A 16680-nucleotide genomic window follows, 5' to 3' on the forward strand; every position below is an offset into this window, starting at 1 on the left:
TATGTTTGAAATAGAGAATGAAACACAGCTACGTGACATCATTGGCAAACCCAATCCGATGGCAAGAAAAAAAATCTATCCATATTTAAATGAACGTATGCTTGAATTCATTGCTAAATCTCCCCTCGTGATGCTAGCAACGGTAGATGAATTTGGTTTTCCAACGATTTCTCCAAAAGGAGATAAAGCGGGTTTTGTACAAATAGATAAACAGGGAAGGTTATTGATTCCTGAGTTGCGTGGCAATAAATTGGCTTTCTCGCTGACCCATATATTAAAGCATCCGCAGGTCGCCCTTTTTTTTATCGTACCAGGTAGCGTAGAAACGCTCCGTGTACATGGCCATTGCCAGCTATTTTCGGGGGAACTGTTATGTAAAAAATTAGCCTCTGATTCCCATAATGCATTACTGGCAATGCAAGTAAGTGTAGATAATGCCTATTTTCATTGCGCTAAAGCCTTACTGCGTAGCCAACTATGGGAAAGTAACAGTTGGCCTGAGCCGATAAAAATTTCCTTTGGCAAAGAGATAGCTGAGAACAGTGGGGCTGATACGCAATTTATTAAACAAGTAGATGATGCCGTCGCAGGACGCTATGAAACAGATCTTTAATGGGCAATTAAGAGAAGATGGATAACAAATGACCCCCGCAACTAAATTATTAAAAAAGCAAAAAATAGACTTTAACGTGCATGAATACCATCACGATAAAAGTAGCGAATCTTACGGAAATGAAGCCGCTGAAAAATTAAATGTTAGCCCAGAATCAGTGTTTAAAACGCTGGTGGTTTCATTAGATTGTCGTGAATTGGCAGTTGCTATCATTCCTGTCACAGAAAAACTAAGTATGAAATTAGTTGCGAAAGTTTTTTCTGCTAAAAAAGCGCAGATGGCTAAACAAGAGGAGGTACTTCGCTCAACAGGTTATGTGCTTGGTGGTGTTAGCCCTTTGGGGCAAAAAAAACGTTTAAAGACCGTGATTAATAGTAGTGCCTTTGATCTCGAAACTATGTATGTTAGTGCTGGAAAGCGAGGCTTAGAAGTATCACTTTCCCCGTTGCAATTACAAACATTATTACAAGCCAAAAGTGCAATTATTTGTCAGTAAAATACAGTGAAGTTTTTATTTAGTATTACGCTTAAACTATGTTAATCTGCCGCTTTTGAAGCCCTACCTAAAAGAGAACCTTGATGGTTGAACAATTTTTTACAATCTACTTAAAAATATTTTTCATGATGACGCCGTTCTTTGCTTTATCAGTGTTTTTGACCATGTCTAAAAAATTAACAAAGCCAGAGAAAAAAGAAGTTATTTTAAAAGTGAGCATCGCGGTAATGATTGCTGGCGTGGTGTTTTTATTATTTGGTAAGTATATATTCAGCTTGTTTGGTATTACGCTTGACGCTTTTAAAATTGGTGCGGGGACTGTGTTGTTTCTAAGTGCGTTAGATATGATTCGTGGTGGTACTGATATTGAAACTAGCGAAGCAAAAGACAGTGACTTTAGTCGCCATGATTTTGCGATTGTTCCACTGGCTATCCCGTGTGTTGTTGGACCTGGAATGATAGGTATTTTAATGGTAATGGGGGCAGAGATGACAGGCCCGATGAATACGCTAGTTGTCACGTTCTCTCTTTTGGCCGCGGTTATCTCGTTAGCTGCAGTATTACTCGTTTCTAACAAACTACAGCATCTTATTGGTAAACAGGGCTTAGAAATTCTGCCTAAGATCACTGGGTTATTTGTCTCAGCTATCGGTGCACAAATTGTTTTTTCTGGTATTCAGGGTTTTTTCAACCTTGTATAAGGCGTATCATATTCGCTATTAACTTAGTGATAGTGGGTATCAAATGAAAGAACTAACGGGCAAATGGCGACTATGGATGGATCGTGGTGTTGAAATTCAAGTACAAGAAAGAGATGGTGAGCAGTTAATCTGGCGTGAAGCGGGAAGTAATGATTTATTGGAACGATTAAAGTTTAAGGTAAAGTGGCAATTTGTTGGTTGCCACATTTGAGCTTGTTAAGTAATTAACAAATACCTGTAGGTAATTTAGCATCTGACCAAATCGCGTATTCATTACCGTTTGGATCAATAAAATGAAAACGAATGCCACCAGGAAATGCAAACAAAGGTTTTACTACTTCACCGCCTGCTTGAATAATATCGCTTTGTGTCTTAGTAATGTTTTCGCTGTATAACACTGGCAATATTGAGCCTGTTGCTGTTGTGCAAGTTAGATCAGGATGAAAATAAAAACCACCATTAATACCTGCGCCCCAAAAAACGGTATATTCTGTGCCGTAATCTTCAAATGTCCAACCAAATACGTCGCTAAAAAAAGTTTTGGTGATCTCCATGTTTTTGCTTGGAATCTCTAAATAATCAATCTTCATTAATGTACTCCTATTTAAGTTTCATTTAACGGTATCGTAATTTGAATGCTAGCACCTTGATCTGGCTCCATAATTTTTAAACTCGAGTGAGGGTGATATAGATACAAGCGAGCTTCAATATTTTTTATCGCCATGGATTCTGTATTCACTTTCGAGTCAGTAAAGCCAACACCATTATCGGTGACATTGATTAATAGATTGCCAATCTCTTTTTCAATTGTCAGTGTGATTAACCCTTGGTGGCCTAATGGAGCAAGTCCATGCACAATCGCATTTTCAATTAATGGTTGAATAATCAAGGGAGGTAGGAGAAATGTTTTTACATTTTTATCAACCTTCTCGATAAAACGGATACAGGGAAAACGAGTTTGTTGAATTGCGATATATGCATTAATTAAAGCCAACTCATCATTTACGCAACCAGATGTTGTTTGTGTAGAAGGCAATGTTTGGCGGAGAAAAAAGGTGTAGTCCGTTAAAAGGTGGAGTGCTTTTTCAGGTTCGGTGTTGATATATTGTTTGACGTTATCTAACGTATTAAACAAAAAGTGGGGATTAATTTGTGCTTGTAATAGCAACAATTTATTTGCCTGTAGTGCTTTATCACTATCAGAGCTTTTTTTCTGCTCATCAGACAGTGCTTTTTTTGCGTTAACTTTATTATCACGATATTGGAACAAGACCATCACCGGTAAGGTGATAATCGCGATCAAAAGCATTAACTCTGGTAATGTGGCTTGGTTATGTAAAAAATTGATACCAATTAAGCTCGCAGGTAACACTGGTACGGGTAAAAAATAATAGAGTTTCTTATAATCTGTTTTAAAGGGGGGATAGAGCACTTTCGCTATTTGGATAATCGCGACAATGGTTAAACCAATACTTTGAGAGGCGAAAAATTGGGTAATTATGTCCGTCTTTTGATTTAGTGTATAAATAAACACCACGATTATACAATTAATGAAAAAAGTTATTTTTACAGACTGCACAATCTCCTGTACATCTTCCTTGGTGATGACCACATTTTCCATATTAATCTCGTTTTTATATTTATTATTTAATTGTTATTTTATTGATTGATCATGTCGCTTGCAACCTATCAATAATAACCATTATCGAATATGCCCCTGAGTAACTCTTTTGTATAGTACCTTTCATTTATATTTTTGATGTTGCTCATTACGATAATCAAAAAGTGTAATCATCGTCTCTAAATTTAATACGATTAAAACATATGAGTCTTTAATTTACAGAAATAGGCAACGGTGAAGGGCGTTTAGGTTTATTCGCATACGTAGCTCTTTATTTGTAAAATAGATTGAAAAGTAAAATATGTATTTAAAAAATGTTCATTTATCGATTTCTGATAAAGCATGAGATTAGAAATAACCAATAGTTCTGTTTGCTTGCTTTATCAGCAAAAGTAACTTGATATAGGATAACCTCGATGAAAATGTGATGCGGGTGCTGTGTAAAACTCGACTCTCACAAAAAGCTTGTCTATAATGGCGCGTCTTAAATTTCATCAACCAGATTGATTTTTAATTCTTAATAACCAAATAGTGGTTTTTTTCATATTAACCCCTTGTAATCACTTTGTTTGCCCATATAAAAGGCAACAGATTAAGAATTTTAAAATATTAACGTAAAAGATAAAGGAAAAAACATGCAAGTTTCTGTAGAAGCATCTCAAGGCCTAGAGCGTACTTTAACCATTTCAGTTGCTGCTGAAGTATTTGAAAAAGAGTTTGATGGTCGTATTCGCCAATTATCAAAAACACAGCGTGTTGATGGTTTCCGCCCTGGTAAAGTTCCTGCTTCAGTGATCACAAAGCGTTTTGGTGCTGCTGTTGAAAACGAAGTTGCTGGTGAAGTGATGCAACGTAACTTTTTTGAAGCAGTTGTTGCTGAAAAATTAAACCCAGCTGGTGCACCAAAAGTTGAGCCTAAAGCTCGTAAAAAAGGTGAAGAGTTTGTATTCACTGCAACATTTGAAGTTTACCCAGAAGTAACATTATCTGAGCTTTCTGAGCTTTCTGTTGAAAAAGAGACTGCAGAAGTATCTGATGCAGATCTTGATAAAATGATCGAAACGTTACGTAAGCAACACGCAACATGGTCTGAAGTTGAAACTGAAGCTGCAGATGGTAACCAAGTAACTGTTGACTTTGAAGGTTCGGTTGATGGTGAAGTATTTGAAGGTGGCAAAGCAGAAGGCTTCCAAATTGTAATCGGCTCTGGTCGTATGATTCCTGGTTTTGAATCTGGTATCGAAGGTAACAAAGCAGGTAGTGAGTTCACTATCGATGTAAACTTCCCAGAAGAATACCACGCTGAAAACCTAAAAGGTAAAGCTGCACAATTTGCAATCAAACTGACTAAAGTGGAAGAGCAAATTTTACCTGAAATCACTGAAGAGTTTGTTAAGAAATTTGGCGTTGAAAGTGGCGATATCGAAGCACTTAAAGCAGACGTTAAACAAAACATGCAACGTGAATTAACACAAGTACTTAAAAACAATGCAAAAGATGTTGTGTTAACAGCATTAGTTGAAGGTAATGAAATTGAAGTGCCAAAATCGTTGGTTGAAGGCGAAGTCAATGTACTTCGTAAGCAAGCAATGGAGCGTTACGCACAACAAATGGATCCTAAAAACCTTCCTGAATTGCCTGCAGAGTTATTTACAGAGCAAGCTGAGAAGCGCGTAAAAGTTGGCCTACTTTTAGGTGAAGTGATCAAAACTAACGAATTAAAAGTTGATCAAGATAAAGTTGCGTCACTGATTGAATCAGCTGCTTCTGCTTACGAAAACCCAGCTGAAGTGATCGAGTACTACAAAAATAATAAAGAGATGATGCAAAACATGGAAAATGTTGCATTAGAAGAGCAAGCAGTTGATTTTATCATTGAAAAAGCTAAAGTAAACGAAGTGAATAAATCGTTTGATGAAGTGATGAACAAAACGGTTGCTTAATAATCTTTATTATTAAAGCAAAGGTTTAGGTTTTAATGGCTCGGGTGAATTCACTCGGGCCATTTTTGATTTAATCAGTATTATAATTAACCAATTTTAGGATAGAAAATGTCAAACCCATTTGCTGGAAATACAGATCCAATTACTAATGCGCTTATACCCATGGTTGTAGAACAAACAGCAAAAGGTGAGCGCTCTTATGATATATATTCTCGTCTTTTAAAAGAGCGTGTTATCTTTTTGACTGGTCCTGTTGAAGATCACATGGCAAACGTAATTGCTGCCCAGCTTCTATTTTTAGAGTCAGAAAGCCCTGAAAAAGATATTTTTATTTACATCAACTCACCTGGTGGCTCAATTAGCGCTGGTATGGCGATCTACGATACCATGCAATTTATTAAGCCAGATGTAAGCACTGTTTGTATGGGAATGGCTGCTAGTATGGGCGCATTTTTATTAGCTAGCGGTGCGCCGGGAAAACGCCACTGTCTTCCAAATGCTAAAGTGATGATCCATCAACCATTAGGTGGTTTCCAAGGTCAAGCTTCTGATTTTGAAATCCATGCCAAAGAGATTTTAGCAACCAAACAATTAATGAATGAATTACTGGCTTTTCATACCGGTAAAGATATCGAGATTATTCAGCAGGATACTGACCGAGATAACTTTATGCGTGCGCAAGAAGCAGTAGAGTACGGAATTGTAGATTCTGTATTAACTAAGCGATAGAGAAAGGGAATAACTATGACAGATAAACAAGGCGATAGTAACAGCCTACTTTATTGCTCTTTTTGTGGAAAAAGTCAGCATGAAGTGAAAAAACTGATTGCTGGCCCATCAGTGTATATTTGTAATGAATGTGTTGATCTTTGTGATGATATTATCAAAGAAGAGATTGCAGAAATTAGTAATGCCACTGATACGGATACTGCAGATAAAAAATTACCAACACCACATGAGATTCGCGCTAATTTAGATGATTATGTAATTGGCCAAGACACAGCCAAAAAAGTACTTGCTGTTGCAGTTTATAATCACTATAAACGCCTCAAGCATGGTGATGTCGCCAATGGTGTAGAGCTGAGTAAAAGTAACATTTTATTAATCGGCCCAACGGGTAGTGGTAAAACATTATTAGCTGAAACCATGGCGCGTTTATTAGATGTACCTTTTACCATGGCTGATGCAACGACTTTAACTGAAGCAGGTTATGTCGGTGAAGATGTTGAAAATATCATTCAAAAGCTATTACAGAAGTGTGATTACGATCCAGAGAAAGCGCAACGTGGTATTATCTATATTGATGAAATTGATAAAATTACGCGTAAGTCAGAAAACCCATCAATTACACGTGATGTATCTGGTGAAGGTGTTCAACAAGCGTTACTTAAACTGATTGAAGGCACGGTTGCGTCTATTCCACCACAGGGCGGACGTAAGCATCCAAATCAAGAGTTTATTCAGGTAGATACCTCGAAGATACTCTTTATTTGTGGTGGAGCTTTCTCTGGCTTAGACAGTATTATTGAACAACGTATCGATACTGGTGCTGGAATAGGTTTTGGCGCTACGGTTCGTGCTAATGACGATAAAGCTTCTTTGAGCGATACCTTCAAAAAAGTCGAACCACAGGATTTATCTAAATATGGATTAATCCCTGAGTTTATTGGACGTTTGCCAGTTGTTGCTACGTTAACCGAATTAGATGAAGAAGCATTAGTTGAAATCTTAACCGCACCTAAAAATGCAATAACGAAGCAGTACGCTGCGTTATTTGCACTTGAAGATGTTGAGTTAGAATTCCGTCAAGATGCGCTTATTGCTATGGCTAAAAAAGCGATGAGCCGTAAAACAGGTGCGCGTGGTTTACGCTCGATTGTAGAGTCTGTTTTATTGGAAACAATGTATGACTTACCCTCTGTTGAAAATGTGAGCAAAGTGGTCGTTGATGAGAATGTTATTTCTGGTGAGTCACGTCCATTACTTATCTATTCAGATGAACAAGAGCAACTTGCATCGTCTGATAAATAAGCAATTTGCTAAATAATTGTTATAAAAGGGAGCCATAGGCTCCCTTTTTTCATTTCATACCTTGAAAAAAAATCTAACATCCCCAGTATTAATCTTTAACGTGTTTTTATTTTACCCAAGTCGCGGGTAAATATTTTTCTGGGGAATTTATGAAAACTGAATCAGAGCTGCAATTAACCCTGCCTGTTTTACCACTTCGTGATGTTGTGGTGTACCCGCATATGGTCATTCCACTATTTGTGGGACGCGAAAAGTCAATTAACTGTTTAGAAGCTGCTATGGAGCAGGGAAAAAAAGTCTTACTCGTTGCACAAACTGAAGCCTCATTAGATGACCCTAAAATGGACGATCTGTATCGTGTAGGGACAGTTGCTAATATCTTGCAACTACTTAAGTTGCCGGATGGTACTGTAAAAGTACTGGTAGAAGGCGTACAACGTGCTCAGTTGATCAGCAATATTGACAATAAAGACTATTTCTTTTCACAAGTTGAATTATTAGAAAGTGAAGCCGTGGATGCTGAAGAGGAAGATGCACTGTTGCGTAGTGTATTAACTCAATTTGAGTCCTATATAAAGCTCAATAAAAAAATTCCACCGGAAGTGTTAGCTTCAGTGAACGGCATTGATGATGCAGAACGTTTGGCTGATACTATTGCCGCACATATGCCACTCAGTTTAGATGATAAACAGAGTGCGCTTGAAATCACTGCAATTACTGAACGCTTTGAGTTTTTAATGGCGATGATGGAAAGTGAAGAAGATATTTTAAAAGTAGAAAAGCGCATTCGTAGCCGTGTGAAAAAACAGATGGAGCGGAGTCAACGCGAGTATTACCTCAACGAGCAGATGAAAGCGATTCAAAAAGAGTTGGGGGAAAGCGAAGAAGGAAATAATGAAAATGACCAGCTAGCACAAAAAATTGAAGAAGCTGGCATGTCTAATGAAGCGAAAGAAAAAGCGGAAAGCGAGCTTAAAAAATTAAAAATGATGTCGCCAATGTCATCGGAAGCAAGTGTTATTCGCACCTATATCGAAAGCTTAGTGAATGTGCCTTGGAAAAAACGTTCTCCAGTTAAAAAGAACATTGCTAAGGCACAAGAGATTCTAGATGCTGATCATTATGGTCTTGAGAAAGTAAAAGAACGTATCTTAGAATATCTTGCAGTACAAACACGTATTAACAAATTAAAAGGTCCAATTCTTTGTTTAGTTGGACCTCCTGGTGTAGGTAAAACGTCATTAGGACAATCAATTGCACGTTCAACAGGGCGTAAATATGTACGAATGGCCTTAGGTGGCGTGCGTGATGAAGCGGAGATTCGTGGGCACCGTCGAACTTATATTGGTTCTTTACCGGGTAAAATAATTCAAAAAATGACCAAAGCGGGTGTTAAAAACCCACTATTTTTACTCGATGAAATAGACAAAATGGCATCGGATATGCGAGGTGACCCGGCATCTGCATTATTAGAAGTGTTAGATCCTGAGCAGAATGCAAGCTTTAACGATCATTATTTAGAGATTGATTATGATCTGAGTGATGTGATGTTTGTTGCGACTTCAAACTCGATGAATATTCCTGGACCCTTATTGGATCGTATGGAAGTGATTCGTCTTTCTGGTTATACAGAAGATGAAAAAATGAATATCGCTAAAGAACATCTTACCGATAAGCAGATTAAACGTAATGGATTAAAACCGGCAGAATTGAGTATTGAGGATAGCGCGATTATCGGCATTGTTCGCTATTACACGCGTGAAGCTGGTGTGCGTGCCTTAGAGCGTGAAATTTCTAAAATTTGTCGTAAAGTCGTAAAAGAGATTTTATTAGACAAAAAACTGAAAAAAATCACCGTCACCATTGATAACCTGAAAGATTATCTCGGCGTGCGTCGTTTTGACTTTGGAAAAGCGGAAGATGCTAATCAAGTTGGTCAAGTGACAGGGCTTGCATACACCGAAGTGGGGGGCGAACTATTGACCATTGAAGCGACATCAATGCCAGGTAAAGGTAAGTTAAACTATACGGGTTCATTAGGCGATGTCATGAAAGAGTCGATTCAAGCTGCCATGACCGTAGTGCGAGCAAAAGCAGAGCAGTGGCGAATCAATAGTGACTTCCACGAAAAGCGTGATTTACACGTGCATGTACCTGAAGGTGCGACACCAAAAGATGGGCCAAGCGCAGGTGCCGCAATGTGCACCGTATTAGTGTCTAGCTTAACGGGTATTCCAGTACGTGCAGATGTAGCAATGACAGGTGAAATTACATTACGTGGTGAAGTATTACCGATTGGTGGCTTAAAAGAGAAGCTATTAGCCGCTCGCCGTGGTGGTATTAAAACAGTGTTAATTCCCTTTGAAAATACGCGTGATCTAGAAGATATTCCCGCAAATATTAAAGATCAGCTCGATATCAAACCGGTTCGCTGGATTGATGAAGTGCTTGAGTTTGCACTGAGTGAAAGCATAAAAGGCTTCGCAGTAGAAGATACGGCGACAAAAAAGTAAAAAATAGGTGATAAACTGCATAAAATCGGGGGCTGACGGCGGGTTTTTATTAAATTTGCTTGCACACTCCCCGATAGCAAAGTAGCCTAACAACCAATATGTTTTAACGTGTGTTTTCACTGAGTTAGAGGCACACCATAATTATTATAAAATGGGGAACCAAAAAATGAACAAAGGACAACTAATCGATAATATTGCTGAAAGTGCAGACATTTCTAAAGCAGCCGCTGGCCGTGCATTAGATGCGTTTATTGAAAGTGTAACTGGTGCACTCGTTGAAGGTGATACAGTATCACTTATCGGTTTTGGTGCATTTTCTGTGAAAGATCGTGCTGCACGCACTGGCCGTAACCCACAAACTGGTGCGCCAATTGAAATTAAAGCCGCTAAAGTACCTGCATTCAAAGCTGGTAAATCACTAAAAGATGCAATCAACGCTTAATACGTTGTTAGCTAGTTTATTTAGTAAGCGCGTCTTTTGATGCGCTTTTTTTGTTTTAAGCCAAGTTACTTACGAGTAAAGTCTTAAAACAACTTAGTTACATATGGATATGTACTAAGTAATTATTGATAGAGAAAAAATTATGTTAGATAAAATGCGCGAAGGCTCGCAAGGGGTTGCTGCTAAAGTCATCTTAGTTGTAATCATATTGTCTTTTGCTTTAGCTGGTGTGAGTAGTTATTTAGGTGGCAGCAATGTCGCAGTCGCTGTTTATGTTAACGATCAAGAGATCTCCCAAGCAAGTGTTGAGCAAGCATATCAGAATGAGCGTGGGCGCTTACAACAGCAGTATGGCGAGCAGTTCGAAATGTTAGCCGCTAATCCCAATTTTGCACAACAAGTTCGTGCGCAAGCGACTCAAGGACTTATTTCAGATGCACTGATTGAGCAAGCCATTGAGGAAATGGGGCTACGTGTAGGTGACGAGCAAGTCAAAGATGAGATTCGTAATATGAGCGAGTTTCAAGTAGATGGTAAATTTAATAACGATCAGTATTTAGCGTTACTTCGTCGTGCAAGCTATACACCTGCACAGTTCAGCCAAAGTTTAAAAGTAGATTTAGTGCGTCGTCAATTATTACAAATGTTAGTGGGTAGCGAGTTTGTTTTACCAACTGAAGTAGACACTGTAAATCAATTACAAGCGCAACAACGTGTTGCAAAAGTACTACTTGTGAGTGCTTCTGATTTTGAAAATGCAGAGCCAGTTACTGATGAAGAGATTAATGCATACTACCAAAGTAACAGTGCAAAATTCCAGTCACCGGAGCAGGTCAGTGTAAATTATGTTTTACTTGATGGCAGTACTTTAACAGATCAAGTGGATGTAACTGATGCAGATATCGAAGCGTATTACGATTTACATCAATCGGATTATCAACGTGCTGAGCGTCGTAAAGTTGCACATATCCTTGTACAAGGTGTAAATGATGAATCATTACAGAAAGCACAACAATTACTTGCTGAAATTAATGCTGGCGCTGATTTTGCTAAATTAGCCGCAGAAAAATCAGATGATACCTTTTCTGCCGCTAACAATGGCGAGTTAGATTGGTTTGAACCTGGTGTAATGGACCCTGAATTTGATAAAGCTTCATTTGCTTTAACTGAGAGCGCTCCTGTTTCTGAGGTGGTTAAATCAGAGTTTGGTTACCACATCATTAAATTGGTGGATATTGATAACAGCGAAACATTGCCACTTGCAGAAGTTAAACAGCGTGTGGAAGTTGCACTGAAAAAATCTAAAATAAATGACCTTTATTTTGAATTACATCAATCACTAAGTGAAGTTGCATTCGAATCTCCTGACAATCTTGAAGAGGCTGCCGGTGCTATTTCAACTGAAGTACAGCATACTCCACTCTTCTCTGCTAATAATGCACCTGAAATTTTATCTAATAGAGCGGTTTTACAGACTGTATTTGACCAAAACTTCCGTGATGAAGGTATGAACTCTGAACTGATTGAGTTAGCGGATGATCAAGCTATCGTGGTACGCGTCAATGATTATAAGCCCGCTGCTTTAATGCCTTTAGAAGATGTCTCTACGCAGATTAAAGCAGCATTAGCGCTACAAAAATCTGAATCTTTAGCACGAGATTTCGTTAAAGGCATTACTGACAAGTTAAATGCTAACCAGTCTGTCGAAGCCGAGTTATCTGCAAAGGACCTTGCTTTCAGTGCTGATCTAACTTTTGCTCGTTATTCACGTGAGTACGATTATCAAGTGATTCAACAGCTATTTAAAATGGTTAAACCAGAAGAAGGCCAGGTTTCTCGTCAGTGGGTTAAAGCGAGCAGTGGTGATTTTGCTGTGGTTGAACTCTCAAAGGTAGTTGAAACTGATCCTTCATTAAGTGGGGATGAAGTTAAAACACAAATTGAGAGTATGTTGGAACGCTCAACGTCTGATGAAACTTACCAAGCATTAGTTGCGCATTTAATTGCGAATGCGGATATTAAATATCCAGTTCAAGAATAACGCTTGATAGTATAAAAATTAAGGCGACGAATAGGTCGCCTTTTTTGTAACTAATTTTTATTGAAAATAGTTTTATAGAGAGGTGCTATTGATCTTTTAGTAGTACATGTCTTCCTGTGATTTAAACACAATAGGCTCAGGCTATGCGCTATTTGACAGTATCAAACCGCGCATAATGTAAAAGTGAAACGTTTTATTATACGTTTTTCCTATTACATTAAGCATTTGAGCTAAATTGCACGAAAAAAAACAACTTAACTCAAAGACCCTGTGTCATACCAAACTGAGTAATACGAATTCCGTTAATATAGTGATCAAATTTTACGTAGGAAAAAGGAGTTAGTTCAAGGCGGAAATTGATGTAAATGGTTGTACCCTTTACGATTTTTTTACGCTGAAATAGCTTTTTTAACAAGTAAGATTGATCAGTTATTTAATGGATTTGGTATAAGTATATGATCTCAATTTTGCGTAGGAGAAATAGCTTAATTCAAGGCATAAGTTGAGATAAATAGTTGTTCCCTTGACGAAACTTATTACGAAGAAGTAACTTCTTATAACCCGTCTTAGATTCAAATAATAAGTGTATAATTTTAATTGGGAGAAACATTCACAATAGGCCTTAATTGTCTTATTAGTACTTTGCTAAGGAAGTTATTTTTGGCGATACTAATTCCATTAATATTGAGCACCTATTGACTGGACTTGTGATAATTAGCTTTGAATTAGATAAAATTCAAAGATGTTTTTCTCTTCCGATGCCTCCACAATTGCTTTAATCATCAACGCAAAATCAGCAGGCTGTGCACGTTTTTTGCGGATCTTTTGCCATAGTGTTACTTCTGGTGTTTCAGACTCTACAAACGCGATTAACTGCTTAATATCCTCTTTTTTAAAACGGTATAGCTGTGCATCGTAACGATCCGTTTCAGGGTTAACTGCTATCCATTCATAATTTTGTTCAAACAATACTTTTTGCTGATCATAAGCGATATATAGCGTTTCACCCACACCAACAATGTCAGGAATATCTGCGAGTTCAAAAGCGGAATGCTCACCATCTTCGCTGTTTGGTAGGGTATAAATAACATTATCGTTGTTAGTGATGTAGCGGTGCATAAGCTTTTCCTAAATGAGCTAAAGGTTGGATCATAACAGTTAGTGCTTATGATACAATTATTTCATTTTTAATTTGAGGCGATGATGGCAAGAACGGCAGCAGCATTACACATTTTGGTCAAGCATAAAGATCAAGCAGAAGATATTTTAGCGCAACTTAAAAAAGGGGCTAAATTTCAAACCTTAGCTAAAAAATATTCAACCTGTCCGTCAGGTAAAAAAGGGGGTGATCTTGGTGAGTTCAAAAAAGGCCAGATGGTACCTGCTTTTGATAAAGCTTGTTTTACTGGTGAAATCTTAACGCCGATGTTAGTAAAGACGAAGCATGGTTGGCATATTTTGAAAATCTTATATCGTACTTAATAGTGGTGGTATATGTTTAATAATCTACGCAAAGGAACGCTGATAAAGCGCTATAAACGTTTTCTTGCCGATGTGATGCTTGAAAATGGTGAATCAATAACTATCTATTGCCCAAATACAGGGGCGATGACTGGGGGTGCAGAAGTAGGTGATAGCATCTATTTTAGTGAGTCTTCGAACCCTAAACGAAAATATAAATACACTTGGGAGTTAACACATAATCAAAAAGGAGATTGGATCTGTATTCATTCTCAGCTAGCAAATCATTTTACTGCTAAAGCGTTAAAAGAAAATAGTATCCCTGAGCTTGTTGGATATGATTGTATTCAAGCAGAGGTAAAGTATGGTACAGAAAATAGCCGTATTGACTTTTTACTTAAGGCTGATGGCCGTGAAGATTGCTATGTGGAAGTAAAAAGTTGCACGTTATTAGATGAGTCAAGGGGCGCGGGACAGGGTTTTTTTCCTGATGCTGTTTCTGTCCGCGGCCAAAAACATTTACGTGAACTGATGCAGATGAAAGCACAAGGTTACCGTGCTGTATTATTATTTGCGGTATTGCACAGTGGAATTAATAGCGTGGACGTCGCGCGACATATTGATAAACAGTACGCCTTATTATTTGATCAAGCGATAGCATCTGGGGTTGAAGTTGCTTGCTATCACTTAGCAATGACAGAGTTACAAGCTGAACACTAAAATATGTAACAGGCTAAAATGGTAAAATTAGTAGCCTGTTTGTTTTAAAGGTTTAGCGTCACCAATTAAAAAGTAAAACTGGTTTGTGCGGCTGCCCCCATATTATTATTGTCGCTATAACTGCCTGAAAGGTCGATATGAAATATATTGACTACCGAAAATCCAATTCCTGCAGTGATGCTATCATCGATATTATCACTCAAATCTGAACGGTATCCTGCACGTAACTTGATCCAATTCATTGGAACGAACTCTACTCCTAGTGATGCAAACTGGCGGTTATCATTATCGCTATTAAAGTTTGTGTTGATTCCGGTAACCTTACTGTACCCCTCTGATTCATTGAGTTGTATATCTAGAGCGGCTATTACAAAGCTACTTTCATAATGTCCACCTAAGGTATAAACAGGGGTAATTTCATAATGCCCTTGAACGCCACTGATCGATTCAGTTTCATAACTCTGCTTTAATAGATTTTTTGCCGCTAAACCTAAGCCAAAACCATTCTGATGTTGGTAAGCAATTCCTAGGTCAACATTCATATTGCCTTCGCTATTTTGATAGCTATCATTATCCCAGTCGTCAAAGTCGACATTATCGATGTTACTGACAAAGTTGATAGTATCAACCGTTTGATATTTTGGTGTCAAACCATAGTAAAGAGTACTGTTATCGAATTGGTGATATTTTGCTAATGTTACCCCAAACTCTGAAACAAGTACTCCCATTGTCAGAGCGTTAGAGTTTAGATCTTGATTGAGAATATTATCTGCTTCTAAATCAGTATCCGCAATATCGGCAAATACCATCGCATCGACATAAGCTTGCGCATAAAGATTAACTGCGACAATATCATTTGGAATGGCTAGTGCTATTTGGCTACCAGCGTTTATACTTGCAGGATCTCCTTGAAGTGAATAAAGCTCATCGACGACTTTTTGCGCGTCATCAAGGGTAGGAGTAGCAATAGATTTAAACTCATCGTATACATCTGAAAAATTTTCAATATTATCGACAGTGTCTGCGATGTTGTTTACATTGGCTGCAAATGATGGAAATAAAAAGCCAATATCATCGCTGTTATCAAATTTTGCAGCTAAAGCTGGGTTATGTAACGAAGAGGTTAAAAAATTAGAAGTACTCACGCCGACTCCTCCCATCGCAAATGAGCGCGCATCTTGATTATTTGCTAAGCTGTGCATACTGACTAATGTGCTCAAACACACAGGTAAGCATAGCAATGCCTTTCTTTTCATCATGAACATAACTATTTCCTTGAAGATCTACTTTTACTAAAAATAATGTTAAAAATTATGGCACTGAATAATGATATTATTTTCCTGTAACTGATATTTGTGATCTATGAAGTATTGTTTTTGATACTGGTCCGATAAATATTCTACTGCTGATGTTCGGCTTTGATGAAATCACTTTGAAAGGTAACTAACCTCAGTTCTGGATAGGCAAAGCGATACAATACCGCTATTTACGCGAATTTTGGCGTTAAATCATCTACCAATAACTCGTTATTGCGACGATAATTTGCCTTGAACTACGTAAAATTAACGGCACTGTATTATCAAAGTAGCAACATCATGGTTTTAAGCGCCATAACGCTTTCATTAACTAGAATTGAGGTTAACTATATGATTTATGTGACTGTGCAGTTTATGTTGCTTATGTTTATTGGCTTTCCTGTGGGAAACATTCATTTTAGCCTGTTAGGCTTATTACTTGTTTTAGTGGCTGCTATTATTGCCATATTAGCTTTATCTGCGAATCGTTTGGGCAACTTCAATATTCGCCCTGTCCCGAAAACGGAAGGAAAGTTAATAACTTCTGGAATATATATGTATATTCGCCACCCTATGTATAGCTCACTTTTTTTTGCTGGATTGGGTATTGTGTTATTCCAACTGAGTATCTATAAATTAATTGCTTGGTGCTTTTTAGTGATAATTTTGATATTTAAAGCGAGGGTGGAAGAAAATATGCTAATTAAGAAATATGACGGTTATCAGCGCTACCAAGAACAAACTAAACGGTTTATTCCTTATATTTACTGACTTTTTGAACTTTAACTCTTTTATTGAGTTGA

The 16680-nt window shown here is 37.8% G+C and carries 17 protein-coding genes; 13 read left to right on the plus strand and 4 right to left on the minus strand.

The genetic code is table 11. The features are described 5' to 3' along the window. Position 1: 1 nt before the first annotated feature. The 4 genes from CW745_RS01715 (at position 2) to CW745_RS16640 (ending at position 2021) form a co-directional block, all read left to right on the plus strand. Positions 2-613 carry an MSMEG_1061 family FMN-dependent PPOX-type flavoprotein gene (locus CW745_RS01715; protein WP_101106664.1) on the plus strand — a complete coding sequence of 204 codons (612 nt, stop codon included), beginning with the start codon at positions 2-4 and terminating at the stop codon, positions 611-613. Between the two features lie 28 nt (positions 614-641). Further along, a complete protein-coding gene (gene ybaK, locus CW745_RS01720; RefSeq protein WP_101106666.1) occupies positions 642-1109 on the plus strand; it encodes a Cys-tRNA(Pro) deacylase in 468 nt (155 codons plus the stop codon). A gap of 83 nt (positions 1110-1192) precedes the next feature. Further along, complete coding sequence (locus tag CW745_RS01725; protein ID WP_101106668.1) at positions 1193-1810, plus strand: MarC family protein; 618 nt, start codon at positions 1193-1195, stop codon at positions 1808-1810. 43 nt (positions 1811-1853) lie between these two features. Continuing rightward, positions 1854-2021 carry a hypothetical protein gene (locus CW745_RS16640; RefSeq protein ID WP_193755513.1) on the plus strand — a complete coding sequence of 56 codons (168 nt, stop codon included), beginning with the start codon at positions 1854-1856 and terminating at the stop codon, positions 2019-2021. 13 nt (positions 2022-2034) lie between these two features. Here the strand turns inward: CW745_RS16640 and CW745_RS01730 are convergent, their stop codons facing one another. Beyond that, entirely contained in the window at positions 2035-2400 is a 366-nt protein-coding gene (locus CW745_RS01730) for a VOC family protein (RefSeq protein WP_101106670.1), read from the minus strand. A 14-nt stretch (positions 2401-2414) separates the two neighbouring features. Continuing rightward, on the minus strand, positions 2415-3431 hold the full coding sequence (locus CW745_RS01735) for a histidine kinase (protein ID WP_101106672.1): 1017 nt from the start codon (positions 3429-3431) through the stop codon (positions 2415-2417). A gap of 635 nt (positions 3432-4066) precedes the next feature. Here CW745_RS01735 and tig point away from each other — a divergent pair. From tig to ppiD, 6 genes are all read left to right on the plus strand, one after another. Next, positions 4067-5374, plus strand: a complete 1308-nt coding sequence (gene tig / locus CW745_RS01740; RefSeq protein ID WP_101106674.1) for a trigger factor — start codon at positions 4067-4069, stop codon at positions 5372-5374. 108 nt (positions 5375-5482) lie between these two features. Continuing rightward, positions 5483-6103, plus strand: a complete 621-nt coding sequence (gene clpP, locus CW745_RS01745) for an ATP-dependent Clp endopeptidase proteolytic subunit ClpP (protein ID WP_101106676.1) — start codon at positions 5483-5485, stop codon at positions 6101-6103. A 15-nt stretch (positions 6104-6118) separates the two neighbouring features. Then, a complete protein-coding gene (gene clpX / locus CW745_RS01750) occupies positions 6119-7405 on the plus strand; it encodes an ATP-dependent protease ATP-binding subunit ClpX (protein ID WP_101106678.1) in 1287 nt (428 codons plus the stop codon). A gap of 149 nt (positions 7406-7554) precedes the next feature. Further along, positions 7555-9918: an endopeptidase La gene (gene lon, locus CW745_RS01755; RefSeq protein WP_101106680.1), complete on the plus strand. Its 2364-nt coding sequence runs from the start codon at positions 7555-7557 to the stop codon at positions 9916-9918. Between the two features lie 166 nt (positions 9919-10084). Continuing rightward, positions 10085-10360, plus strand: coding sequence for an HU family DNA-binding protein (locus CW745_RS01760; protein WP_101081394.1), 276 nt, complete (start codon positions 10085-10087; stop codon positions 10358-10360). A gap of 142 nt (positions 10361-10502) precedes the next feature. Continuing rightward, on the plus strand, positions 10503-12401 hold the full coding sequence (gene ppiD / locus CW745_RS01765; RefSeq protein ID WP_101106682.1) for a peptidylprolyl isomerase: 1899 nt from the start codon (positions 10503-10505) through the stop codon (positions 12399-12401). A gap of 714 nt (positions 12402-13115) precedes the next feature. Here the strand turns inward: ppiD and CW745_RS01770 are convergent. Continuing rightward, positions 13116-13520, minus strand: a complete 405-nt coding sequence (locus CW745_RS01770) for a hypothetical protein (protein ID WP_101106684.1) — start codon at positions 13518-13520, stop codon at positions 13116-13118. An 84-nt stretch (positions 13521-13604) separates the two neighbouring features. On the opposite strand from CW745_RS01770, the gene CW745_RS01775 reads away from it, so the two are divergent. Next, on the plus strand, positions 13605-13883 hold the full coding sequence (locus CW745_RS01775; protein WP_101106686.1) for a peptidylprolyl isomerase: 279 nt from the start codon (positions 13605-13607) through the stop codon (positions 13881-13883). Between the two features lie 12 nt (positions 13884-13895). Continuing rightward, complete coding sequence (gene sfsA, locus CW745_RS01780; protein WP_101106687.1) at positions 13896-14582, plus strand: DNA/RNA nuclease SfsA; 687 nt, start codon at positions 13896-13898, stop codon at positions 14580-14582. 65 nt (positions 14583-14647) lie between these two features. Here the strand turns inward: sfsA and traF are convergent, their stop codons facing one another. Continuing rightward, complete coding sequence (traF, locus tag CW745_RS01785) at positions 14648-15847, minus strand: conjugal transfer protein TraF (RefSeq protein ID WP_101106689.1); 1200 nt, start codon at positions 15845-15847, stop codon at positions 14648-14650. A gap of 381 nt (positions 15848-16228) precedes the next feature. Here traF and CW745_RS01790 point away from each other — a divergent pair, with 381 nt between their 5' ends. Further along, the gene (locus CW745_RS01790) at positions 16229-16648 is read left to right on the plus strand and encodes an isoprenylcysteine carboxylmethyltransferase family protein (protein WP_193755514.1); all 420 of its coding nucleotides are present in this window, start codon (positions 16229-16231) and stop codon (positions 16646-16648) included. Positions 16649-16680 lie beyond the last annotated feature (32 nt).

The sequence above is a fragment of the Psychromonas sp. psych-6C06 genome, assembly GCF_002835465.1.
In the GTDB taxonomy this organism is placed as follows: Bacteria; Pseudomonadota; Gammaproteobacteria; order Enterobacterales; family Psychromonadaceae; genus Psychromonas.

Bases quoted from the DNA above. Each gene is read 5' to 3' on its own strand.
- CW745_RS01770 (WP_101106684.1), bottom strand. From the start codon at position 13,520: ATGCACCGCTACATCACTAACAACGATAATGTTATTTATACCCTACCA.
- CW745_RS01730 (WP_101106670.1), bottom strand. From the start codon at position 2,400: ATGAAGATTGATTATTTAGAGATTCCAAGCAAAAACATGGAGATCACC.
- clpP (WP_101106676.1), top strand. From the start codon at position 5,483: ATGTCAAACCCATTTGCTGGAAATACAGATCCAATTACTAATGCGCTT.
- tig (WP_101106674.1), top strand. From the start codon at position 4,067: ATGCAAGTTTCTGTAGAAGCATCTCAAGGCCTAGAGCGTACTTTAACC.
- traF (WP_101106689.1), bottom strand. From the start codon at position 15,847: ATGTTCATGATGAAAAGAAAGGCATTGCTATGCTTACCTGTGTGTTTG.
- CW745_RS01775 (WP_101106686.1), top strand. From the start codon at position 13,605: ATGGCAAGAACGGCAGCAGCATTACACATTTTGGTCAAGCATAAAGAT.
- sfsA (WP_101106687.1), top strand. From the start codon at position 13,896: ATGTTTAATAATCTACGCAAAGGAACGCTGATAAAGCGCTATAAACGT.
- CW745_RS01760 (WP_101081394.1), top strand. From the start codon at position 10,085: ATGAACAAAGGACAACTAATCGATAATATTGCTGAAAGTGCAGACATT.
- CW745_RS01725 (WP_101106668.1), top strand. From the start codon at position 1,193: ATGGTTGAACAATTTTTTACAATCTACTTAAAAATATTTTTCATGATG.
- clpX (WP_101106678.1), top strand. From the start codon at position 6,119: ATGACAGATAAACAAGGCGATAGTAACAGCCTACTTTATTGCTCTTTT.
- ppiD (WP_101106682.1), top strand. From the start codon at position 10,503: ATGTTAGATAAAATGCGCGAAGGCTCGCAAGGGGTTGCTGCTAAAGTC.
- CW745_RS01715 (WP_101106664.1), top strand. From the start codon at position 2: ATGTTTGAAATAGAGAATGAAACACAGCTACGTGACATCATTGGCAAA.
- lon (WP_101106680.1), top strand. From the start codon at position 7,555: ATGAAAACTGAATCAGAGCTGCAATTAACCCTGCCTGTTTTACCACTT.
- ybaK (WP_101106666.1), top strand. From the start codon at position 642: ATGACCCCCGCAACTAAATTATTAAAAAAGCAAAAAATAGACTTTAAC.
- CW745_RS01790 (WP_193755514.1), top strand. From the start codon at position 16,229: ATGATTTATGTGACTGTGCAGTTTATGTTGCTTATGTTTATTGGCTTT.
- CW745_RS01735 (WP_101106672.1), bottom strand. From the start codon at position 3,431: ATGGAAAATGTGGTCATCACCAAGGAAGATGTACAGGAGATTGTGCAG.
- CW745_RS16640 (WP_193755513.1), top strand. From the start codon at position 1,854: ATGAAAGAACTAACGGGCAAATGGCGACTATGGATGGATCGTGGTGTT.